The following is a 21,752-nucleotide window of genomic DNA, read 5'->3' on the forward strand; positions in this document are numbered from 1 at the left end:
GCCGGAAACGGCTCGTCAGCGGATGTCGAAGGAGATCCCCGCGTCGATCTTGCCCCCGACGCCCTGGATCGCGGTCACCGCGGCGCCATCGTCGGTCGCCGCGACCGTGTGCAGCGCGGCGACCGCGCCGACGCCGAGGGTCCAGGCGATCGGGCCGGTCCGCGCCCAGCCGCGGACCGTCGCGCCGGCGAGACCGGTCCAGCGTGATCCGTCGGTCGCCGTCGCGGAGCCCGAGGCCGATCCGACGAGGTGGACGCGCACCGCGTCCACGTTCGCCTCGAGCCGCATGCCGAACGGCGCGTCGGGAGGCAGGAACGCGAAGGCCAACCCGAAGCCCGGGCCAAGGGTGTCCGCGCGGGCCGAGCCGTGCAGGGACGCGCGGGGGAGGCCGAAATCTGCCGCGAAACGAAGCTCCACGAGGAGGCGCGACAGACACCAGGCGCCGACCCACGTCGCGCCTCCGAACCCCACGCGGTGGCCGAAGAAGTCGACCGCGGTCCCGACGACGCCGATCTCGACGAACGGCGGCCGCGCGCGCGCAGGCGGTGCCGGGGCCGCGATCGCACGCAGGACGGGCGGCGGCGGCGTGACGATCGGCGCCGGCGCGTCGGCGATCGTCAGCTCCATCCAGCTCGCGCGGAGCAACTCGTCGGTCGACGCGGCGACGGCGAGAGCCCGGCCGTTCGCGGGGATTCGTCCCAGATCGATGGTGCGCTCGACGCGCTTGTCCATGATCAGATCGCCGACCCGGATGGTCGCGAGGAAAGCACCGCTCTCCTGGTGCTCGACGTGAAGGGTGATCCGAGCGATGGGGCGCGGGCCGGAGGACGGGAGAGCCGGCGCCGCGCTCGGGACGACGGCGACGTCGATGTCGCGCGCGCCGAGCTCGGCGCGGAGATGCCGCTCCAGGGCCGTCCCGATGATGCGATCCGGAGGCTCGACCTCCAGCACCAGCTCGACCACCGCGCGACCGCTCGCGCTCTGCGGCTGCGGGGGCGCGGCCTCGGCGCGGGACGAGAGCGCGCCGAGCGTGAGCAGCAAAGCGCCGGCGATGCGGCGACGAAGCCCTGTCCTCATGGGCCTCCGCAGAGCCTTGCCACGCGCCCGGTCTGCGGGCTCCGCGGGTAACGCGCGAGGAACGCGTCGCGCGCGCGCGCGCAGGCCTCCCGGTCGTCGAGGTTCGCCAGAGCCTCGACGCGGGCCGCTTCCGCGTCTTCGCGAAACGGATCACTCGGGCGATCGAGGACGGCCTCGAACGCCGCGGCCGCGCCCTCGGGATCGCGCAGCGATCCGAGGCGGATTCGACCGAGCTCGTACGCGGCGAGCCCGGCGCGCGGATCGTCGGGGAAGCGCCGGTAGAACCGCTCGAAATCGGCGGCCGCGTCCGCGTGGCGCCCGGCGAGCCGCGCCTCGGTCGCGCGATCGAACAGCGCCTCGGGCGAGAGAGCGCGCGCCGATCGAGCGGACGCCGGGTGCGCCGGCGCGCTGGCTGGCACGCTCGGCGCCGGGGCCGACGCGCTCGGCGCCGCCGGCTCGCCGCTGCCGAGCGGGGCGAGCGGCTGCTCCATCCTGAGCGGTTCGGGGCCGCCGCTCTTCCAATCCTGCCCCGGCTTGAGCGTCGCGACGACCGACTGCGCCGAATCGCGCACCTCGACCGCGCCGCGCTCGACGCGCACCTCGACCACCTCTCGATTCGCTTCCGGGTGCACGTCGACCGCGAAGCGCGTGCCTCGATCCTCCACCTCGACGTCACCCGCGGCGACGACGAAGCGGCGCTCCTCGCGGTGCACGACGTCGCAGATCACGCTGCCGCGATCGAGGCGCAGGCGGACCTCGTGGGGGGTCGCGGAGAGCACGCGCAGGCGTGTCGCCGCGGCCAGGCTCAAGATGCTCCCGTCGGGCAGCGACACCTCCTGGACCGCCGCCCCCGTGTCGATCACGAGCCCCGTCATCGCGGGGCTCGACGGCGATCGGAGCCGCAGACCGAGGAAAAGCGCCGCGGCCACGAGCGCCGCGGCCAGGATCGGGGCAGCCCGCCAGCGCATCGTCCGGCGCGCTGCCGAACGCGGACTCTCCGATCCCTGGAGCCGCGCTCGCTCGGCGTCCGCGATGGCCGACCACATCCGCGTGATGCGCGCCTCACTCAGCGCCGGGCTCACGAAGTCCGCGATGCGGCGACGCGACACCGATCTCATCCCCCCTCCTCTCCGCGCGAACGTGAAACGTCGAGCAAGCCCTCCGCGCGGACCAGCGCGCGCTTGACGGTCGCGAGCGACCACCCGGTCTGCGCGGCGACCTCCTCCAGCGAGAGCTCCTCGACCCGCCGCAGGATCAACACGACGCGCTCTTTCACGGGCAGCTTGGCGATGAGGCCGTAGACCGCCGTGAGCTCGGCGACGACGTCCGGGGGCGCCGTCGACGCGATGAGCGTCTCGAGGTGCACCGGCTCGCCGCGCAGGAGCCCCAGGCGCGCCAGCAGCCGCCGACGCCGGATGGTCGCGATCGTGACGCGGGTCACAATCGACGAGAGCCACGCCGCGAACGCCTGGGGCCGCTCGAGCTTGTGGAGCGCGCCGAAGGCCTGGGCGAAGCTCTCCTGCACGATGTCCTCGAGCTCCTCGTCGCGCCCGAGCAGCCGGAACGAGAGCCCGCTCACCATACCCACGTACCGGCGAAACAGCGCCTCTTTCGCCCGCTCGTCACCTTCGAGCGCAGCCGTGACGAGCGCCGCGTCGCTCCGCCGCGGGTCCAGTCTCGTGACGGGCTCGGCCATGAAGGGTCCACGAGCTAAGTGGCTCGATCGCACGAAACGGCTCACCCGGCACGCGATTTTTTTCCGGGCTCACCGGTCGTGTGCGGCAGATTATATCGACGAGCTACTGGGGTAGGCGGAGGCTCGCGAATCCGTCGATCACGGATCGCGCGACCGTGTTGGGGAGCGCGGGGACGATCGCCTGCGCAGCGTCGGGGATCTTGCCCGGATGAATCACGGCCACCTGCACCGTGCGCGAGAGCTCGTCGAGCAGGAACAGGTAGTAGCGATCATCCAGGGCGCGCCGCCACGCCGGGCCTTCCTTCGTCGCGGGGTGATCCGCGTCGATGACCGCGCCTGCATTCATCGCGGTCAGGCTGTTCACGTCCAGGAGATCGGCGTCGGCAGGGAACTGTTCGATCCCGCACGACTGAATGCCACACGTCACGCCACCGAGCGAGCCCACCTGGTACGAGCGAATGCCCGTGCTGATGACGTCGCGGTTGCCCCACTGAGGCCCGGACGCCTCGGCGATGACCTCGAACACGTTGATCTGGCCACAACCGTCTCCGAGCTGACCGTTGTTCGTGTTGTTGAAGCAATGGCACGGGTGGTATCCCGACCAGCCGTCGCGATTGAGCTCGGAGGGAGAAATACCAATCCACGGCGAATCCTGCTCTCGCTCGTCCTGGTCCGCCGCGATGCAGCTCAACGGCTTCATCGAAGGATCGTCGGCATACGGCATCGACGCCAGGAGGACGACCAGCTTCGAGCCGGGCCACCCGTCGTAGTCGAGATCCGACCCCGGACAGTACGGGTCGCTGCCGGGCCCGCACGGGAACTTGTTTTGCTGCATCGCGAAGAAGGTGCAGCTATTGCCCAGGTCACCGCCGAAGACCGATGCGTTTTTCGGTCCGGAGAAGTGGAAATTGTACGGCGTGTCCGGCGTCCGCCGGTCCCAGAACGAACGGATCGCCCACGGGCCTTCTCGATCGGCGAGCGGCTGATAGACGGCGAATTGCTTCACGCGCAGCGGCCCGTCGAGCACCATCGTGAGCTGCTCGTTGAACGGGGTCAGGAGGTTCGACGTGACCTCGTGCTTGGTCCGGCAGCAGAACTCGCTGCCCCACCCGTAGTCGATGGTCTCCGACTGCACGTCGCAGCGGGGGTCCCCGGGCTCGGCTTCGATGCGACGCCCCCAGTAACCCTCCGCCCCGATGTTGGTGAACGTCAATGTCCCGCCGCGCGTGACGACGCCCGTGTTCGTCGGGACCGCCGGCTCGTGCGGCGGCGCGTGCGTGTTGCCGAGATCGAGCCAGTTCCCCGTGTCCGGATCGCCCGGCGGCGGGCCGCCTCCAGCCTGGCCGGAGCCGCCGCCGCCATGGCTCGAGCCACACGCCCCGACCGTGATCCCGCCCGAGAGGACGAGGAAACCCAGCCCGAGGAGTCGACGCGACGAAAACCTCATGGAGCCCATTCTCAAAGATCCTCGAGGATCGCGAAGACATGATCCCCGCGGTCCTGGAAGACGGGGCCATTGATGATCCAACGTCCGTTCTTGTCGTTGAGCGGATGGGCCTCGGGCCCGGATCCGGTGGGGATCCATTCTCCGTTGTCCTGCTGCTCGTACGAGAGCGTGCCGAGGAGCTCGGTCGTCTTGTCCTTGCCGAGGAACCTGTAGAGCGTGATCTTGTAGAGCTGATCCTTCGTCGGGATGTCGCCCATCTGCGTCCGCGCCGCGCGCAGCTCGGGCCAGGTGAAGCCCTCGGCGTGGGCGAAGTTGTAGCCGGCCTTGTCACACCCGCCCGAATAAGGCTTGTGGTAGTTGCCGGGCGAGTTGAGGCCGGGAGCGCCGTCGTCCTCCCAGATGGCGACCTCCTCCATGGGCCGGCCCTTCTGACCCCAGTACTTGTGTCCGGGAGCGCCGGGCGCTGCGTAGCCGGGCAGGAAGGTCTCGGACGCGTAATACGACTCGTTGCCGGGGAACTGGGTCCGTGTCGTCGGGATGGGCGCGTTGGCTTTGTTGATGGTCACGCAGCCGTGGTAATCGTCCCAGCCTTCGTCGTGGCTCGCGAGCTTGGCCTTCTCCGGCCTGGGCACGTAGACGCGGCCCGTGGGATCGACGTAGAGCCCGAAGTTGAGCTCCCAGTTCGCGCCGTGTCGAGGCCACTCGAACCCCTGCGAATCGGGCGCCTCCGGATTGAGGAAGAACATCCTGTAGCCGTCGCCGTCGGGGTGCACGACCCACGTCGGCCGGAAGCCCGTATAGTTGATCGGGTCGTTGGGGAGCGGGTCCTTGTTGTAGGTGGAGTATCCGTACTCGTAGCCGCCGTTCACGTGATAAATGAAGGGACGCATCCCTCCGTTTTTCTGGACGAGCTCGCCGGGATCGTCGTTCGATCCAATCGACCAGCCCTTGTTCTTCTCGCCGGGCGTCCACGCGACGTCGTCCATGACGCCTTTGATGTACGGGAGCTCGAAGTTGCTCTCCACGATGTAGTGGGTATCGGTCTCCACCACCGGGAACGCCTTGCCGCATTGGACCGCCTGAAGGGTGTAGGTCCACGGCATCGAGGCGACGATCTCGTACGGAGTCCCTTGGAAGGTCGTGTCCCCGATGTGCTTGACCCGGTACGTCTTGGAGAACGGAGTGGAGTTGTCGATACCTTCCGCGAGGCAGGCGTCCTCGGGGCGGTTGTCAGGACCGTTGTCGACCCAGGGCCCTCCGGTGTCGCCGTCCGATCCCTCGCCCCCGCCGCAGCCGGCGAGGACGCCGGACAGGAGGCCCATTCCGATGCCGATTCCGATCGTGATTGCGCTTTTCATCGAGAGCACCCTCCATTCCAATCAAGCGGTCCTGTCACTCGCAGGGTTTTTGGGGCGCGGCCACGTACGCTTGGCCGAGCTCCGTCAACACGCCGTCGTCCCCCAGCAGGTTCGCGTTCGCCACGTTGTCGGCGCGACCGGAGAACCACGCGTACCGCGCGATGCGCGGCTCGTTCTCCAGGTAATCGAGCGCGTCGATCATGAAGGCTTTTTGCTCGGCGAGCGAACCTGCATTGTCGCAAGCGAACTCGGTCAGCCAGATCGGCTTGTCGAACCGCATCTTGTACGTCTCGATGTGGTTGATGAGCCACCGGGCCTTGTTGGTCCCGTCGCCCTGGCAGGCCGTATAGATGTGGATGCCGATGTAATCGACGCGGCACCCCTCGCAGGCGGCGAAGAAGTCGTCGAGGTACTTGAAGGGATCCGTCTCCTGGCACGATCCTCCGCAGAAGTTCACGGCGGGCGATACCAGCGCGAGGCCACGCGCGTCGGCGACTGCCTCCACGTGGGGCCAGAGCGCTGCGGCTTGGGTCGCCGATAGATTGGCCTGCTCACCGAAGTTCGGCTCGTTGAAGCCGAGCAAAAAGTTCACCCCGTCGGGGATCTCGGCCGCGATCTGCGTGGCGCGATTGCTGTCGAGGCCGCCGCCGCCCCACACCATGGGCACGTATTCGACGCCGAGCGTCTTGTACACGTCGGGCTTCACGCCCTCGTCCGGCACGTGCGCCCAGTTGTACCACCACGACACCGCGGGTGAGAGCACCTGCATGTCCGCCTTCGTGTGGTAACCGTAAGCGACGCCGCGCTTGCAGCCGGTGGAATGGTTGATCGGCGGCCCGCCGCCGCCGCCCGGGTTCGGAAGCGGCTCGCTCGAGCCACATGAGACCGAGACGAGCGCCGCCATCGCTGCGCCCGCCAACCATCGCGTTCGTGTATTGTGAATCATGGTATCGATCACTCGGGCAGGCGCATCGAGAGCAGCGCGTCAATGGTCGTGCGGGAGAGGCCGCCGGGCAGCGACGGGAGCATTTCCGCGGCCGCGGCGGGGATCTTGTCGGGGTGGATCACCGCGACCTGGATTTGTCGCTGCTTCTCGTCGAGCAGGATCATGAAGTAGCGATCGCCGATGGGCCGGCGCCACACAGGGCAGCCGTCCGAAGCGCCGCCGACCGCGATCTCGGGCCCCGTCGTGTAGGCCTTTTGCGCGCAGGCATCGACGACCTCGACGTCGTCGGCGAACGCGTCGCGATTGCAGCCCTCCCCGCAGACGTTGCCGCCGACGTGGCCGGCCTGGAACGAGCGGACGCCGGTGCTCACGAATTCGCGGTTCGAGTATTGATTGTTGTCCATCACCACCTCGAACACGTTGATCTCGCCGCAGCCGTCGCCGACCGTGCCCGTCTTCGAGTAACAATTGCAGAGCCCGTTCCACTTGCGGCCGCCGTCGCGGATGAGCTCGGAAGCCACGAACGCGACCCACGGGCCCGGGTGACCTTGCCCGCCGCCGTCGCACTTCTGCACGCCCGCGTCGTCGAACGTCATCGACGCGAGGAAGACGATGAGCTTCGAGCCCGCCCAGCCGAGGTGGTTGATCCCCGGATCATTGGGGCAATAATAATCCTTCCCGTCTCCACACGAGAACGGCGTCTCTTGCATGAAGTAGTTGACGCAATCCTTCTTCGTGAAGTCGCCCGTGAAGTCGGCGGACGTCGTTTGCCCCTCGGTGACGACGAGGTTTTTGCCGTGGCCGCTCTGCGCGTCCCACGAGGAGACCAAAGGCCACGACGACGGATCGGCCCCCGGCTGGTAGATGGCGAGCTGCTTGAGGCGGATGGCCTTCATGATCAAGGTCATCTCCTCGTCGAAGGGCGCGAGCGTGTCGCTCGTGGTGTACTGCTCTTTCATGCAGCAGTGCCCGCCCCAGGTGTCCGTCCCGTCCTTGTAGGTACACGCTGGATCGCCGGCCTCGCGGTCGATTCGACGCGGCCACCACCCGGGCGCGCCGACGTTGGTGAACGTCATGGTCCCGCCCCGCGTCGGTGTGCTCGGCTCCGGGGTCTGCGGGCCGGAGCCCGTCGATCCGCCGCTCCCCCCGGCCCCGCCCGAGGGCTCCGTGTTGCCTGGGCCTCCACCTCCGCAGGCACAGGCGAGCATCACGAGAGCAGCGCGAACGAAGAGCGAAGTGAGCCTCATCGAACAGCAAGTGGATCGGCGCGCGAAAACGGCTCACGGGGGAGACGAGATCGTTCCCACCTTCGCCTACCTGTCGCGCTCACGTGAGCGCCGGCCCCCCAGGCGTCGTGCAGAGACTCCCGCCGAAGCAGGTGGGCACGAGCACGCCCGAATACGATCGGCTCAGGCTTCGGCGACTCCCCTCGAAGACAAACCATGCGCCGGCGGGCGCCTCCCCCGGCAGCGGCGCACGTGCCGGGCATGTATCCCGCTTCCGCTTCCGCAAGGAAAAGCCGTACGCCTCATGGGGACCAATCTCTCATGGCGCCCCCTCCCGACCCGACGCTAGGCTCCGATGTCGCGGAGGTGCGCCCGGCGACGCCGCCGCACCTCCGAAAACACGATTCAACGTGCAGGCATTGGCGTTGTTTTGATGTCCGGGGCAGCAAAAGCACCCGGGCGAGGGGAGGGGTCATGTCCTTGGTTCGGGGATCGCGGGCACTTGCCCTGGGCGCTATCCTTTTCTCGATCGGCTGCGGCGAAGCGACTCCCGACGCCGAAGGGCTCACGGAGGCCCCCATGTTCGAGCCCCTGGGCGGCCCCGCGGGATCGGGCGGCATCAACGGCGCGAGCCCGCTCGCATATCACGCAAACGTGATGAAGCTTTTGACCGCCCTCGCATTCCCCGCAACGGATCCATCCGATCCATTGGCCGTGAATCCCGCGATCGAAGCCACGGGCCTCCTGGATACCTGGGGCGGACGGCACGTGTTTCGTTATGCGGTGCGCTGCGCCCTGCCCGCGGGGACGCAAATCACGAGTGGAAATGAGGTTTACCAGGGGGAAGGCATCCTGAGCACCACCTCCACGTGGCTCACGGCCGGCCTCGGGACGTCGGCGCAGGAGGACGTGCTCGCGTGCCTCGTCGCGCATCTCAATCCCCTCGGCTTCTCCGTGCCCATTTTCCTCTCGGGGCCCAGCGTGGCCGGGACGGAGAGCGCGGGCGAGCTCGGATTCGCGGTCGCGGAGGCGCTCTGGCAGGTCCGGATCCAGGGCCCCGGCCAGGCCCCCGTCTATCACGCGTGGCCCCGCGTCAACCTCCTCTCGACCTGCGGTCTCTTCACCCAGCTCTCCTGGATCACACGGCTCTGCGGCTCCTTGCTGAACACGTGCGGCGTCTCGATCCGATACGACATGGCGAGCGCCTGCGTGGGCTCGGACGGAAGTTTTTCCTGCAATGGCAAACCGGTGATCCAGACGATGCTCGAACCGGCGGCGCTATGCGATCTCCACCTTTCCCTCCTGTAACGCCGCGAGGAATGCCATGCGGACCGAGGACATCCTCACGTCGTGCCCGTCGCCCGTGGAGCCGCCCCGCGTCCCGGTCGCGCTCCTCGCGCGATTCGAAGGCCTCGAGCTCCTCGGCCGCGGGGGGATGGGCTCGGTGTACCGGGCGCGGGACAAGCAGCTCGGGCGCGACGTGGCGCTCAAGTTCCTGCACGCGTCGGACGCGGAGACGAACCGATTGCTCCTCCGCGAGGCGCGTTCGCAGGCGAGGCTCGAGCACGAGAATGCGTGCAAGGTGTACGAGGCGGCCGCCCTCGGCGACAGGCCGTACATCGTGATGCAATACATCGACGGCGAGCCGCTCGACGTCGCGAGCGCCCGGATGACGCTCGAAGAAAAGGTCCGCGTCGTGCTCGAGGTATCCGCGGCCCTCCACGAGGCGCACCGGCTCGGGATCATCCATCGCGACGTGAAGCCCCACAACATCATGGTCGAGCGAGGCGAGGACGGGGCCTACAAGCCGTACATCACCGATTTCGGCATTGCGCGGGACACGCGCGAGGCGACCCATTCCACGATGGGTTCGTTCGCCGGGACGCCCGGATACATGGCGCCGGAGCAGGCGGGCGGCGACGTGCATGCGCTGGATCGGCGGACGGACGTGTATGCGCTCGGCGCCACGCTCTACGATTTGCTCGCGGGACGGCCGCCCTTCGAGGGAAACCTGATGGAGGTCTTGCAAAGCCTCCTCCTCGACGAGCCCTTGCCGCTCCGCAAAGTGCGCCCCGAGGTGCCGGAGGACCTCGAGGCCGTGGTGATGAAATGCCTCGAACGGGAGCCGGGGCGCAGATACGAATCGGCGCGGGCCTTCGGCGACGATCTCGCGCGTTTCCTCGACGGCGTCCCCGTGAAGGCGCGCCGGGCGTCGCTCGGGTACGTCCTCTTGAAGACCGCGCGCAGGCACAAGGCGCGCGTGGCGCTCGGGGCGGCGCTCGTCGCGGCGGCCGCCGTGCTCCTCGTTTTGTGGTTCGGCGAGCGGCGCGCCGCGGCCGAGCGGGCTGCGATCGCGCGGGAGCTCGGCGAGGACGTGAAGGAGATGGAGCTTTTCCTTCGGCACGCGCAAGTAATGCCGCTGCACGACATCGAGCGCGAGCGGGACATCGTGCGGGGGCGGCTGCGAGGCATCGAGCGCCGAATGACGTTGCTCGGGCCCGCCGCGGAGGGGCCGGTGCACGACGCGCTCGGGCGAGGGTATCTCGCGCTCCACGAGCCCGAAGAGGCGTTGTCCCATCTACGCCGCGCATACGACGTCGGATACACCCAGCCGGCGCTTCGTCATGCCATGGGGCTCGCGCTCGTGGAGCTGCATCAAAAAGCGCTGGAGGAGACCAAGAGGATCCAGGATCGCGAACGCAGAGACGCGAGGATCGCCGCCCTCGCCGCCGAATACAAAGAGCCTGCGCTCGCGCACCTGCGCGCGTCGCTCGGGGCGCGGTTCGAGTCGCCGGCGTTCGTGGAGGGGCTCATTGCGCTGCAAGAGGGCAAGAACGACGTCGCGCTCGAAAAGGCGCGCGAAGCGTTCCGGCAATCGCCCTGGCTCCACGAGGCGAAGAAGCTCGAAGGAGACGCGCTCTTCGCGGAGGGCAGCCGATTCCGTCGCGACGCGGCGTTCGATCTCGACAAAATGATGCAAGCCTTCGAGCCCGCGGCGGCGGCGTACGCGGCGGCCGCGGAGATCGCGCGGAGTGATCCGGCCGTACACGAGGCCGAGTGCGAGCTCTGGATCCAGGTCGTCCTCGCGTCGGACGCGCGCCCATCGCTCCTCCGCCCGAGCTTCGAGAAAGCGAGGCGCGCCTGCGGCCGGGCCATCATGGCCGATGCGCAGCGCTCGTCGGCGCGGATCAAGGTGGCGCTCCTGCACAGCATTTTTGCATTCCGCACCGTGCACGGGCCGGAGACGGCGGAGCCGGAGCCCATCATCCGAGAGGCGATCGATCGTGCCGAGGACGCCGCGCGCGCCCGGCCGGGCGACGCCATGGCGCATTACCTCGTGGGCGCTGCCTACAGGACGCGGTTCCTTTATCTGATGAGCCGTGGGCTCGACGCGCGGGAAGCCATGGGCCGCGCCATTGCCGCTTACGAAGAGGCCATCCGGCTCGATCCCGGCTTCCTCTGGCCCTACAACGAGGTTTGTTCTTCTTATGCGGAGCGGGCCCGGATCGAGGCCTCACGCGGCGTCGATCCGGGCCCCTCGGTCGAGCGCGCCGTCGCGCGTTGCGACGAGGCCATCGCGCGGGATCCGAGCTTCACGTACCCGGCCATCAACAAGGCCCTCGCGTTTTTCCGGCGCGCACAATACCTCGCGTGGCGAGGCCTCTCGCCGGAGAGCGCCGTGGCGAGCGCGCTCGCGTCGGCGGCCGCCGTGCACGAGACGAACGCCCTCGATTCGGCGAACCTTTCGGCGTGGGCGCTCTGGATCGAGGCGACACACGCCGCCGATGCGGGCCGGGATCCGGGGCCATCGCTCGAGCGCGCCGCGGCGTTCGTCCGGGGAATGGAGCGGCTCGGGCCCCCCTCCGCGAGCCGCGAGATCCAGGGACTCCTCGCCATGACGGAGGCGTCGTGGCTCCTCGGGCAAGGGAAGGATCCGACGGCGGCGCTCGCGACGGCGCGCGAATCGTTCCGCGCGCTGGTCGCGGCGGCGCCTTGGGACGTGGACGCGCGCCGGAACGAGGCGCGCGTAAAACTCCTCGGCCTGCGCTGGGCCGTCTCGAAAGGTCGCGCGGACGCCGCCTCCTTCGAGGATGCGATCGAGCCGCTCCGGCGCCTGCTCGCAGAAGAGCGCGCCGATCCGCATTTGCACCAGACGCTCGCCGAGCTTCACGAGGTACGCGCCGCCTGGCTTTCCGCGAGACATGAGCCCGCCGATCGAGATCGGGCGAGCGCAATCGCCCTGTGCGACGCCGCGCTCGCCCGAAACCCTCGCATGGCGACGGCGCTCGCGACGAAAGGCGCGCTCCGGCTCGCGCAGGCGCGCGCGTCGGGCGATGAGAAAGCCGCGAGCGAGGCCAAGGCCCTCCTCGAATCCGCGCTCCGCGAGAACCCACTCCTCGCGTGGGAGCGCGCCGCGGCGCTCGCGGAGGCCGAGGCGAAGCCGACCTCGGCACGTTGACCGGCCCCGCCGCCTTCGTCCTCACCCCTTCCGTCCGTTGTGGTACTGTCGGCGCGATGGAGGTCGTTGCGCTCGGCCCCTTCTACGTGGCCTCTCTCCCTTGGCAAAGGCAGAGCCGCGAGTGGGTGCTCACCGTCGTCTGCAAGGCCACGTTCGATCTGGTCCCGGGAGAGCTCCGGCTCTCGTCGGGCCAGGAGCCGATCAACGACGCCGACAACCACTGGGACGACGATCCCCGGCGCAGCGTCTACTCGCCGAGCGACCTCGTCCCTTTCCGCAAAGGCGCGGACGTCACGCTCGTCGGGCACGCGTTCGCCGCGCATCACAAGCCCTGCCGCTCGCTCCTCGCGCGGATGGTCGTGGGCTCGCTCGACAAGGCCATCGAGGTCCACGCCGACCGCACCTGGTCCGGCGAGGCGCAGATCACCGACGGACCCGCGTTCACCCACATGCCGCTGCGCTACGAGCGCGCGCAGGGCGGGCCCGGGACCATGAACCCGGTCGGCATCCCCGTCACGCCCGGACCCTTGCCGAACCTGCACCCGGCGCGCCGGCAACACACGTTGAAGGACGACGGCTCGCCCGTGGGCTTCGGTCCGATCGCCGCCGGGTGGCCGCAACGCGAGACCCGGCTCCGCCGCCACCGCGGCAGTTTTTCCCACGCCGATTGGCACAGCCGGCCGCTGCCCGACGACATCGAGATCGAGTACTTCAACGCCGCGCCGGCCGATCAGCGCCTCCCCGAGATCACGCCCGAGCTCGAGATCGTCCTCGAGCACCTCCACCCCGATCATCCGCGCCTCACGACCCGCCTTCCGGGCCTCCGCCCGCAGGCGTTCGTCGAGCGCCCGCGCGGCGGGCCGCAGGAGCTCAACCTCGTCGGTGATGCACTCTGGATCGACACCGACCGCGCCATCTGCACGATCACGTGGCGCGGCCAGATGCCGCTCCTCTCGCGCGACGAGCGCGGGCGTGTCCTCGTGGCGATGGGCAACCTCCGCCAGAAGCTCGCCTGGGACGACGTGCAGATGTTGAGCCGCGCGCTCGCCCCGCAAAAGACGTCCGCGCCTGCGCCCGCCGCGCCCGCGCCGCCCATCGCGCCGCCGGCCCCCGCCACGCCCGCGCCCGCCGCGAAGGCCGCGCCGCCGAAGCCGGTTCGTCCCGCCGAACAGCACATCTTCGAGGAAGAGTCCGTCGAGACGGAGATCATCTCCACCGAGGAGCTCGCGCGCGCCGAGGGCGGCAATGTGCCGGCGTGGCTCGCGCGTGGTCGGACCCGCAGCGGTGTATCCGCGCCTCCCCCCGCGCCCGCTGCCTCCACGCCCGCCGCCGCTCCCGCCGCCGCGACGGCCGCCGTCACGGCGCCCCGCGTCCCGACCCAACCGCCCCGCGCGCCGCTGCCTTTCCCTGGCGCGCAGCCGCCCGCGGCCGCGCCGGTCGTCCCCCCGATGCCGCCCGTGCCGGCGATCCCCGCGGTTCCTCCCGCGCCCCCGGTTCCGGCCGCTCCTGCGATGCCCCCCGCGCCGCCCGTCGCGCCTCCGATGGTCCCGCCGGCCGCGGTCGTGGCGGCCCCGCCGAGCTTCACGGCCCCGCAGGCGACCCCCGTGCCTCCGGCCGAGGTTCCTCGCCGCGAACCCCTCGACGTCGCGGCCGCGCCCGCTGTCCCGCGCGAAACCAGCCCCTGGGCGGCCGGCGCTTCGGCGAACGTCATTGGCGCGCCCACGCATACGCCCGTCGCGGCGCCCGTCACCACCACGCCCGCCGTCCAGGACGACACGCGTCCTCGTGTCCCGCCGGCGCGCCCCTCGCGTCGGCTCGGCCCCGAGGTCGTCGATCTCCTCTGGTTCGATCCGCAGGGCGTCGCTCGGATTCGTGCCGCGTTCCCGTCCATCGTGGACGAGCTCGAATTCGAGCCGCTCGATCCCAAGCATGACCTGCCCACCGACGATCCAAATGCCTCGCGGGATCGGCACGACACCTTCGGCGTCCTCACGCGCGCCACGCCCACGGACGGACGGGGCATTCAGCGGGCGATGCTCGAATCGATCAGCGAGACCGGCCGCTTCACGCCGCCCGTCGTCATGCTCACGGGCGAACTCCGCTTTCCGTTCGACGAGGTCGAGCACCTGAAGGCCGCGACCGCCGCGATCACGCCGCTCGTGACCGAGGACAACAAGAAACTCAAGGACGCGCTCGAAGCGGCAAACGAGGTGCTGAAGACGCCGCTGCTCCAGGCGCCGTCCAATGTCGAGGTCGTGACGAGCGAGCTCCGCGACGCGCTCCGCCAATCGAAGCGCAGCGTCACGGTGAGCCAGCTCGACGCCCACATCGAGCGCGTGCTCCTCGATCAACGCAAATACCAGAAACGCACCGTCTTCGGCGACGAGCAGATCCGCGCGCTCTGCGTCCCCGCGGGCGAAAATACGGCCGTCCCCGTGTACATGCCGCTTTCGCTCGCGATGAAGCTGCCGCTCATGCTCAGGATGAAGGCGCGCCTGCTCGCCGAGGCCCACGCGCAGCAGGACCAATACGAATCCCACCCGAATGCGCTGCGTGTCCTCGCGCTCGGCCGCGTGGTATCCATCGACGGCTGGCGATAACCAGGTTTTTCCTTCTCGTACCAAAAAGTGAACCCGACCGGCTCCCAGGGGGCCGATCGGGCTCACGTTCACGTTTCGCTTCGATTCGAGGGCGCGCGGCCTCGCATCACCGGATCCGGCCGTGGGCGTATGCCCAGCCGGCGTGCCCGTAGCCGTAGTAGCCGCGCCCGTAGCCGCCGAGAGGCCCATAGTACGGGCCGCGCAGGAAGTGGCGGCCACCGATCAGGCAGTCGTATCCGCGGCAGCCGTAGTCGTATCCGTAGCTGAAGCCGGGCGCGCCGATGCCGCAGCCGCCCCCGAAGCAGCCGCCGTTCGTCGAGAGCGCGTCCTCGCTCTCGGCCGTGGTCTCGTCCACGCTCACGGCGAGCTCCGCGCTGTCGTTCGCCTCGTCCGTGAGGGCCAGCTCGGACGCGGGATCCTCGACCTCGGCCGCGCAGCCGGCGCCGACGAGCGCCACGGACGCGGACAGACCGAGCAGCGCGAAAAACTTCGAGAATTGATTCATCGTTGGCCTCCCGAGTTATGTCCGTTCGTCGATGGTCGTCTCCACCACGGCAATCACGGCGAGCCGCGATCACCGGAGCACATCTGACCACCGCGCTTTCTCTTTGGCCCGGGCGAGCCCTCGTCGAGCGGGGCGGCCACGCGCTCGCCGATAAACATTGGAAGTTCTGCCAAGGACGGGGGGAAACCGACTCGGCCGCGAACATCCGTGCCGGGCGGCGCTTCCGCTCTCATGCGGGCGGTCTCATGGGAAGGGGGCGACGAAGCGGGCGCGGGCCTGCCTTCGTCCGTGGAGAGCCGCGCGGGATTCGCGCGTGCAAGGAGGAATGCGCCATGGGACGAACGATTCGAATCGTCATGCTCGCCGCGCTCGCGGCCGCGCCGCTCCTCGCGGCATCACCCGCGGACGCGCAGCGCCGCGATCGGAATCCCGTCTTCCGGAGCACCACCGTCGACATCAATCGCCAGGGCGATCTCGACGTCGACTTCCGTGAGTTTGGCCTGGCACAAAGGGAGACCGTCGAGGTTCGCCTCCGGGCGGAGGTCCGCGCCGTGTACCGTTGCGCCACCCGGGCCGGCGTCGTCACGGGAGGGCAGGGCGATCGGCGGATTGTGCGCCAGTACGTCGTCGAGCGGGCCTCGTTCCGCGCGGATCGCGAGGGCCGCATCAACGGCACGATCGGCCTCGAGGCCCCGGATCCGGCGGCCTTCTGCGGCCGCGATCGTATCCCGGTGCTCGTCCGCGTCACCTACGACGACATCACCCTCCGCGACGCGACGAACGACGTGGGGGTGCGGCTCGAGGGCCGCTACAGCGAGCGTATCGCCAATCGGTACAACCCGTTCACCGTGTTCGATCGGCGCGACGACGACGGCCGCCACGGCGATCGGTTCCGCATCCAGTGATCCGCCATCGCGCCGGATCCCTGGTAAGCTCGCGCCGGTGACGACCCGGACTCTCGAAGATGGCGGCGCGGCCGTGGCCGAAAGCCCCGCGAAACCCGCCGAAAAAGCGCGCCTCGACGCCGTCGACGTCCTCCGGGGCCTCGTCATGATCCTGATGGCGATCGATCACGTGCGGGACTTCGTGGGCCCCGAGGTCGGCTTTCGCATCGACCTCACGAAGACCAGCGCCGCGCTCTTCTTCACGCGGTGGATCACGCACTTCTGCGCGCCCGTCTTCGTCCTGCTCGCGGGCACGAGCGGCTACCTCCAGGCCGCGCGCGGCAAGAGCCGGGGCGAGCTCTCCCGGTTTCTCCTCACGCGGGGCGTGTGGCTCGTCCTCCTCGAAATCACGGTGATCCGGATCGGCTGGACCTTCGATCTCGGCTACCACGTCACGCCGCTCCAGGTCATCTGGGCGATCGGCTGGAGCATGATCGCGCTCGCCGGCCTCGTGCACCTGCCCGTGCGTATCGTCGCGGCGATCGGCGTCGCCATGATCGCCGGGCACAACCTCCTCGATGGCGTCTCCTTCGCCAAAGGCAGCGCCCTCGACGTCGTCTGGTCGATCCTCCACGAGTCGAAACCTTTCGAGCCCGTGCCGGGCCACTACGTGTTCATCGCGTATCCGCTCGTGCCGTGGATCGGCGTCATGGCCGCGGGATATGGCCTCGGCGCGCTCTTCGAGGCCGCGCCGGCCGAGCGCCGCGCGCGGCTCTACAAGCTCGGCGCCGCGCTCACGCTTTTGTTCTTGCTCGTCCGGGGGCTCAACGTCTACGGCGATCCCTTGCCCTGGACCTCGCAGGGGAGCGCGGTCGCGACGGTGCTCTCGTTCCTCAATTGCCGCAAGTACCCGCCGTCGCTCTCGTACCTGCTCATGACGCTCGGGCCCGCGCTCCTCGCGCTCGGCGCGCTCGAAGGGCGCGAATTCCCCGGCAAGCGAATCCTGCTCGTGTTCGGCCGGGCGCCGCTGTTTTATTACATCCTCCACCTCTTCCTGATCCATGCGTCCGCGGCGATCCTGCACTACGCGATCCACGGCGACGAGGTCTTCACCTGGCAGCACATGGGTTTGCCCGCGAAGGCGCAGCATGATTTACCGTTCGTCTATGGATACACGCTCGCCGTCGTGGCGGCGCTCTACCCGCTCTGCCGAAGGTTCGCGGAGCTCAAGCGAAGGCGGCGGGATCTCGTTTTCCTCAGTTATCTTTGACGTCAAAAGGTGAGACGCACGATGACCCCGCTGACTGGCCTGTTCGAGGTGCTGGATCGACGGATACCCCGGGAGCTTTCGGAGATCGTGGACGAGGTCTCGCCCGCGGTGAACGCGCTCGGGTACGACAAATGGGGCTTCTCCACGGCGGCGGCGAAGCGCACGCTCTACGTCGCCGCCTGGTTTTACCGGCGTTATTTCCGGGTCGAGGTCCACGGAATCGATCGCGTGCCGCCGGGGCGGGGCCTGCTCATCGGCAACCACTCGTCGCAGCTCGCCTACGACGGCATGATGGTGGCGACCGCGATGATGCTCGACGCGCACCCGCCGCGGGCGGTGAAGGCGATGATCGAGAAGGTCTTCCAGAAGCTCCCGCTCGTGAACGTGTGGCTGACGCGGGCCGGCCAGGTCACGGGTTTGCCCGAGAACTGCGAGCGCCTGCTCGAGGACGACGAGCTCATCATGGTCTTCCCGGAGGGCGCGCGCGGCAGCGGCAAGCTCTGGAAAGATCGGTACAAGCTCGTCGACTTCGGCACGGGCTTCGTGCGCCTCGCGATGAAGACGCGCTCGCCGATCACGCCGTTCGCGTTCGTCGGGGGCGAGGAAGCGTGCCCGGCGTTCTTCGACATCAAGCCGCTCGCCCGCGCCCTCGGCATACCGTACTTCCCGATCACGCCGACGGTCCTGCCCCTGCCCTTGCCGGCCCGCTGCTCGATCTGGTTCGGCGAGCCGATGTGGTTCGAGGGCACGGGCAACGAGGAAGACGCCGAGGTGATCCCCAAGGTGGAGGCCGTGAAGGCGCGGATCGCGGAGCTGCTCGACGAGGGCAGGGCCGCGCGCACGAGCCTCTACCTCTAGTCCCGAGGGGGACGCCTCGCCCTCGGGCCCGTTCGGGGCGAAGCTCCGGCGTCGGACTGGGCGAGCCTGCGGGGGCTGGTCCCCTGACGAAAAAAAAACTGCTGACGTTGTCAGACCGGGAAAGCGCTCGGCGTAGAGCAAGCGGAGAGCAGACAACGAGACCCGGCGCCGCGGGGCGTGGTGCGGCGTATGGCCGCGCGCCGCGTGATCGTGGGCGGGGCTCGACGTGGATACGCTCGAATGCGCCTCGCCGGCGCTCCATGACCGGGAGTTTGTGCTCCCCAAGGGGTATTCCCATGAACATGAAATCGATCCTCCTCGTTCTGGTGGCGTCCCATTCCCTCCTCGGCTGCGTCGCAGGGGGCGAGCCCATTGCAGAGCGCGATCTCGGCGAGGTCCACGAGGCCCCGGCGTCCTTGCAGCGACAGGGCGTGGCGCGTTATGCATCCGACGCCGTCGGGGACATCGCGGAGATCACGCTTCTCTCCGACCGTGACGAGGTGCTCGGCACGCTGTCGGCCGTCAAGGACGAGGCGAACGAGTCGCTCGAGATCACGCTGGCCTTGCCGGGGCATGACCTCACGATCGCGAAATGGAAGGGCGAGGCTACGATCATGCGGAAGGGTCGTCCCGCGTCGTCCTCCGAGGCGATGACGGAGCTCGAGATGGCGCGGGATCTCCTCGTCGAGGAGGGCTTCCTCCCGCCGTCGGACGGGCAGGCCCGCGTGGCAAACACGGCCGCGCAGGCGCTCCAGAGCCCGTCGTCGGGGACGGAGAGCGCCTCCTGCGGCCCGATGAGCGGCGGCTGCTACCGGTCGTCGAACCAAGCGTGGGCGTGCTTCAAGGCGAAGCCCACCTGCCTCCTTGGTTATTGCTCCGAGTCCGCGTGCTCCTGCGTCGACGACACGAAGTGGTACGACCTCTTCCGCGTGTACATCTGCTGCGCGTCGGCGAGCTGCAACTGAAGGATGCCTTGCCCCTCGTGAGGCTTCCCTTCGAATTTTTCTGATCAAAACGTCCAGCGCCGGGCATTCATGGGAGGGCCCGGCGCTGGGCTCGGGCCTGAAAAAACGCCGCGCCGGGTCGTCAGATCAGGGGGGCACCCCTCGTAGAGAAGGTCGAGCGCAGCGGCGGTGACACCTTCCTTGTTTCGCGCGATTCCACCGAGATACACGCACGAGAATCTCATGTCCCGCATCCTCACCCTCGTAGCATTCGCCTCCGCTGCGTTCGTCCTGGCCATGGGTTGCGTCGGCGGCGACGACGAGGGCCCGATCGACGAGCCGATCGACGCCGACGAGCAGGGCCTCACGGTACCCACGCACCAGTTCGCCAGCTACTACCTGAAGAATGTCCCGACGGTCGACGGGCGCACGCAATGGTCCAGCGTCATCATCAACAACCCGAACTCCGTGCCGGCCCATGTCATGCTCACCATTCACCGCAATGACGGGCTCGGGACGCTCGGGACGATCTCGAAGACGATCCCCGCGGGCGGGTGGTACAACTCCTACGGCGACCCGGCTTGGCTCGGCGTGACCGAGACCGACCCCGTCAATCACCGTACGGTCGGCTGGGTCGAGCTCGACTCCGACGCGGAGGTGGCCGCGAACAACCGGATCGACGTGCGGACGGGCACGACGTTCGACGCCCCGGTTTCGCTCTTCAATGACACGCGGTTCCTGAAGTCGCCCTCGACGCAGCTCTTCTCCACGTTCTTTCTGCGAAACTGGCCCACCGGGATCAGCGGCGTCACCCAGTGGACGGACATCACCGTGAACAACCCCAGCGCCGCGCCGGCGAACATCGCGGTGCGGGTGCACAAGAGCGACGGCAGCGGAGTACACGCGATCCTGAACCGCACCATACCCGCGAAGGGCGCGTGGTCGTCCTACGGCGATCCGGGGTGGCTCGGCATCGCGCCCACCGACCCCGGCAATGGTGGCGCGATCGGCTGGCTGGAGGTGCAATCGGACGCCCCGGTCGTCGCCTCCAGCCGGACCGCTCTGCGTAGCGGCAACACCTACAATGCCTCGCCCCTCCTCCTCGACGACGCCGGCTTCGACGCCACGCTCTCCGGGGACCTGCGCGCGCCGCTCTTCGTCAAGGGCGCGCCGGCGGGCGGTACGATCACGCAATGGTCGCACCCCATCATCGTCAACCCCAACCCGACGCCCGCGACCCTCACGGTCTTCGTGCGTCGGAGCGACGGAGCCTGCCAGGATCTCGCCCAGTTCTCGAGGACGATCCCGGCGATGGGCTGGTGGAACGCCTTCGGCGACGCGAGCTGGGCGAGCGCCACGGGCAGCCAGGGTTGGGCCGAGATAACTTCGACGCAGGAGGTCTTCGGGATCAACCGGGTGATGTTCCGCAATGGAAGCACGGCGACCTCGCCCTTGACATGGCTCGACGACGAGCCGCTCGCACAGAAGCCCTCGTCGATGCAATTCGCATCGCTTTACCTCAAGAGATGGCCGAGCACGGCGGGCTATACACAATGGACCGACCTCGTCGTCAACAACCCGGGCGCCAGCGGCCCGGCCACCATCACCGTACGGATTCGCAAGGTGGATGGCTCCGGCTACCTGACCTCCTTCGTGCGTCAGATCCCCCGCCGCGGCGTGTGGCGCTCGGCCGAGGATCCCGAGTGGTTATCGATCCCGACCTCGGATCCCGCGAACGGACGCTCGGTCGGCTGGGTCGAGATCACCTCCACGAGCCCGATCACCGCCCTGAACAGAGTCAACCTGCGGAGCGGCGATACGTCGACCTCGCCCATCACGCTCTTCGAGGACACCCTGCTCGATGGCAGCATTTCATTTGGGACGGGTGGTGACACTCCGTCCGATCCCCCGTGCGGCGCGTGCCATTAATTCCTGCCAGTCGCTCCGAACGCGGGCGTTCGCCCTGGCTGTGGGCTGCGTCGGCAACGACGGGAGCGAGCGCACTTCGATTCCCAATCTCCAACCGAGCCCAGGTGGTCGGGAGGCTGCGGCGCCCCCGCCCTACACAGTACCCAGGGAAGCCGTCGATGGGCAAGCACGTGGCGCCGCTCGATGCAAGTGCGGACGCAGGCGAGCACGTACCTCGCGTGGTGGATTTTGCTAGCAATGGTCGGTTTCGAGTGCTTTCCAACGTCGAGCCCTCGAACGGACTCCTTCCTGCCAACACCGTTCGTCAGGTGGCTCGCAGCACGATGTGCGTGATCTCTGCAGGAGCCCCGAGACGCATCGGAGGCCCCGAGTGCCCGGTCCCGCGGCTGACGTAGACTTGCGTGTCGCCCAACCTGCCGAGGCCAGCGACGAATGGATCACTCAGCCGCAAGAGCCAGCGCAGCGGCCACAGTTGTCCCCCGTGCGTGTGCCCGGATAGCTGTAGATCGACCTCGTATCGAACGGCCTCGTGGATTGCCTTGGGTTGGTGCGC

General features: G+C 68.8%; 16 protein-coding genes. 8 read left to right on the forward strand and 8 right to left on the reverse strand.

Going from position 1 to position 21,752, the window contains the following annotated elements; all coding sequences use genetic code 11:
* Positions 1 to 15 precede the first annotated feature (15 nt).
* From QHF84_RS29215 to QHF84_RS29245, 7 genes are all read right to left on the reverse strand, one after another.
* Positions 16 to 1,077 carry a hypothetical protein gene (locus QHF84_RS29215; protein WP_281316727.1) on the reverse strand — a complete coding sequence of 354 codons (1,062 nt, stop codon included), beginning with the start codon at positions 1,075 to 1,077 and terminating at the stop codon, positions 16 to 18.
* On the reverse strand, positions 1,074 to 2,195 hold the full coding sequence (locus QHF84_RS29220; RefSeq protein ID WP_281316728.1) for a FecR domain-containing protein: 1,122 nt from the start codon (positions 2,193 to 2,195) through the stop codon (positions 1,074 to 1,076). Before QHF84_RS29220 ends, QHF84_RS29215 begins: the two co-directional genes overlap by 4 nt.
* Positions 2,192 to 2,773, reverse strand: coding sequence for an RNA polymerase sigma factor (locus tag QHF84_RS29225; protein WP_281316729.1), 582 nt, complete (start codon positions 2,771 to 2,773; stop codon positions 2,192 to 2,194). Before QHF84_RS29225 ends, QHF84_RS29220 begins: the two co-directional genes overlap by 4 nt.
* Before the next feature lie 103 nt (positions 2,774 to 2,876).
* The gene (locus tag QHF84_RS29230) at positions 2,877 to 4,220 is read right to left on the reverse strand and encodes a DUF2403 domain-containing lipoprotein (RefSeq protein WP_281316730.1); all 1,344 of its coding nucleotides are present in this window, start codon (positions 4,218 to 4,220) and stop codon (positions 2,877 to 2,879) included.
* 11 nt (positions 4,221 to 4,231) lie between these two features.
* Positions 4,232 to 5,578: a hypothetical protein gene (locus QHF84_RS29235; RefSeq protein ID WP_281316731.1), complete on the reverse strand. Its 1,347-nt coding sequence runs from the start codon at positions 5,576 to 5,578 to the stop codon at positions 4,232 to 4,234.
* A gap of 34 nt (positions 5,579 to 5,612) precedes the next feature.
* Complete coding sequence (locus QHF84_RS29240) at positions 5,613 to 6,524, reverse strand: glycoside hydrolase family protein (protein ID WP_281316732.1); 912 nt, start codon at positions 6,522 to 6,524, stop codon at positions 5,613 to 5,615.
* 8 nt (positions 6,525 to 6,532) lie between these two features.
* Entirely contained in the window at positions 6,533 to 7,771 is a 1,239-nt protein-coding gene (locus tag QHF84_RS29245) for a DUF2403 domain-containing lipoprotein (protein WP_281316733.1), read from the reverse strand.
* A 558-nt stretch (positions 7,772 to 8,329) separates the two neighbouring features.
* Here QHF84_RS29245 and QHF84_RS29250 point away from each other — a divergent pair.
* Genes QHF84_RS29250 through QHF84_RS29260 form a run of 3 tightly spaced genes read left to right on the forward strand, consistent with a single transcriptional unit; the run spans position 8,330 to position 14,809 of the window.
* On the forward strand, positions 8,330 to 9,058 hold the full coding sequence (locus tag QHF84_RS29250) for a hypothetical protein (RefSeq protein ID WP_281316734.1): 729 nt from the start codon (positions 8,330 to 8,332) through the stop codon (positions 9,056 to 9,058).
* Positions 9,059 to 9,074: 16 nt separating this feature from the next.
* Positions 9,075 to 12,209: a serine/threonine-protein kinase gene (locus tag QHF84_RS29255; protein WP_281316735.1), complete on the forward strand. Its 3,135-nt coding sequence runs from the start codon at positions 9,075 to 9,077 to the stop codon at positions 12,207 to 12,209.
* A gap of 56 nt (positions 12,210 to 12,265) precedes the next feature.
* The gene (locus QHF84_RS29260) at positions 12,266 to 14,809 is read left to right on the forward strand and encodes a DUF2169 domain-containing protein (RefSeq protein ID WP_281316736.1); all 2,544 of its coding nucleotides are present in this window, start codon (positions 12,266 to 12,268) and stop codon (positions 14,807 to 14,809) included.
* A gap of 106 nt (positions 14,810 to 14,915) precedes the next feature.
* Here QHF84_RS29260 and QHF84_RS29265 read toward each other — a convergent pair whose 3' ends face one another.
* Positions 14,916 to 15,314, reverse strand: coding sequence for a hypothetical protein (locus QHF84_RS29265; RefSeq protein ID WP_281316737.1), 399 nt, complete (start codon positions 15,312 to 15,314; stop codon positions 14,916 to 14,918).
* Positions 15,315 to 15,646: 332 nt separating this feature from the next.
* Here QHF84_RS29265 and QHF84_RS29270 point away from each other — a divergent pair, with 332 nt between their 5' ends.
* The 5 genes from QHF84_RS29270 (at position 15,647) to QHF84_RS29290 (ending at position 21,199) form a co-directional block, all read left to right on the forward strand.
* The gene (locus QHF84_RS29270) at positions 15,647 to 16,219 is read left to right on the forward strand and encodes a hypothetical protein (RefSeq protein WP_281316738.1); all 573 of its coding nucleotides are present in this window, start codon (positions 15,647 to 15,649) and stop codon (positions 16,217 to 16,219) included.
* Positions 16,220 to 16,256: 37 nt separating this feature from the next.
* A complete protein-coding gene (locus tag QHF84_RS29275; protein ID WP_281316739.1) occupies positions 16,257 to 17,468 on the forward strand; it encodes a heparan-alpha-glucosaminide N-acetyltransferase domain-containing protein in 1,212 nt (403 codons plus the stop codon).
* 21 nt (positions 17,469 to 17,489) lie between these two features.
* Complete coding sequence (locus QHF84_RS29280; protein WP_281316740.1) at positions 17,490 to 18,326, forward strand: lysophospholipid acyltransferase family protein; 837 nt, start codon at positions 17,490 to 17,492, stop codon at positions 18,324 to 18,326.
* Positions 18,327 to 18,628: 302 nt separating this feature from the next.
* On the forward strand, positions 18,629 to 19,291 hold the full coding sequence (locus QHF84_RS29285; RefSeq protein WP_281316741.1) for a hypothetical protein: 663 nt from the start codon (positions 18,629 to 18,631) through the stop codon (positions 19,289 to 19,291).
* A 222-nt stretch (positions 19,292 to 19,513) separates the two neighbouring features.
* Positions 19,514 to 21,199 (forward strand): hypothetical protein, encoded by a 1,686-nt coding sequence (locus QHF84_RS29290; protein WP_281316742.1) that lies wholly within the window; start codon positions 19,514 to 19,516, stop codon positions 21,197 to 21,199.
* Positions 21,200 to 21,752 lie beyond the last annotated feature (553 nt).

It is taken from the genome of Polyangium sp. y55x31 (genome assembly GCF_029946505.1).
Classification (GTDB): Bacteria; Myxococcota_A; Polyangia; order Polyangiales; family Polyangiaceae; genus Polyangium.

Excerpts from the sequence above, each read along its gene's own strand:
- QHF84_RS29215 (WP_281316727.1), bottom strand. The coding sequence starts at position 1,077 with ATGAGGACAGGGCTTCGTCGCCGCATCGCCGGCGCTTTGCTGCTCACG.
- QHF84_RS29220 (WP_281316728.1), bottom strand. The coding sequence starts at position 2,195 with ATGAGATCGGTGTCGCGTCGCCGCATCGCGGACTTCGTGAGCCCGGCG.
- QHF84_RS29225 (WP_281316729.1), bottom strand. The coding sequence starts at position 2,773 with ATGGCCGAGCCCGTCACGAGACTGGACCCGCGGCGGAGCGACGCGGCG.
- QHF84_RS29230 (WP_281316730.1), bottom strand. The coding sequence starts at position 4,220 with ATGAGGTTTTCGTCGCGTCGACTCCTCGGGCTGGGTTTCCTCGTCCTC.
- QHF84_RS29235 (WP_281316731.1), bottom strand. The coding sequence starts at position 5,578 with ATGAAAAGCGCAATCACGATCGGAATCGGCATCGGAATGGGCCTCCTG.
- QHF84_RS29240 (WP_281316732.1), bottom strand. The coding sequence starts at position 6,524 with ATGATTCACAATACACGAACGCGATGGTTGGCGGGCGCAGCGATGGCG.
- QHF84_RS29245 (WP_281316733.1), bottom strand. The coding sequence starts at position 7,771 with ATGAGGCTCACTTCGCTCTTCGTTCGCGCTGCTCTCGTGATGCTCGCC.
- QHF84_RS29250 (WP_281316734.1), top strand. The coding sequence starts at position 8,330 with ATGTTCGAGCCCCTGGGCGGCCCCGCGGGATCGGGCGGCATCAACGGC.
- QHF84_RS29255 (WP_281316735.1), top strand. The coding sequence starts at position 9,075 with ATGCGGACCGAGGACATCCTCACGTCGTGCCCGTCGCCCGTGGAGCCG.
- QHF84_RS29260 (WP_281316736.1), top strand. The coding sequence starts at position 12,266 with ATGGAGGTCGTTGCGCTCGGCCCCTTCTACGTGGCCTCTCTCCCTTGG.
- QHF84_RS29265 (WP_281316737.1), bottom strand. The coding sequence starts at position 15,314 with ATGAATCAATTCTCGAAGTTTTTCGCGCTGCTCGGTCTGTCCGCGTCC.
- QHF84_RS29270 (WP_281316738.1), top strand. The coding sequence starts at position 15,647 with ATGGGACGAACGATTCGAATCGTCATGCTCGCCGCGCTCGCGGCCGCG.
- QHF84_RS29280 (WP_281316740.1), top strand. The coding sequence starts at position 17,490 with ATGACCCCGCTGACTGGCCTGTTCGAGGTGCTGGATCGACGGATACCC.
- QHF84_RS29285 (WP_281316741.1), top strand. The coding sequence starts at position 18,629 with ATGAAATCGATCCTCCTCGTTCTGGTGGCGTCCCATTCCCTCCTCGGC.
- QHF84_RS29290 (WP_281316742.1), top strand. The coding sequence starts at position 19,514 with ATGTCCCGCATCCTCACCCTCGTAGCATTCGCCTCCGCTGCGTTCGTC.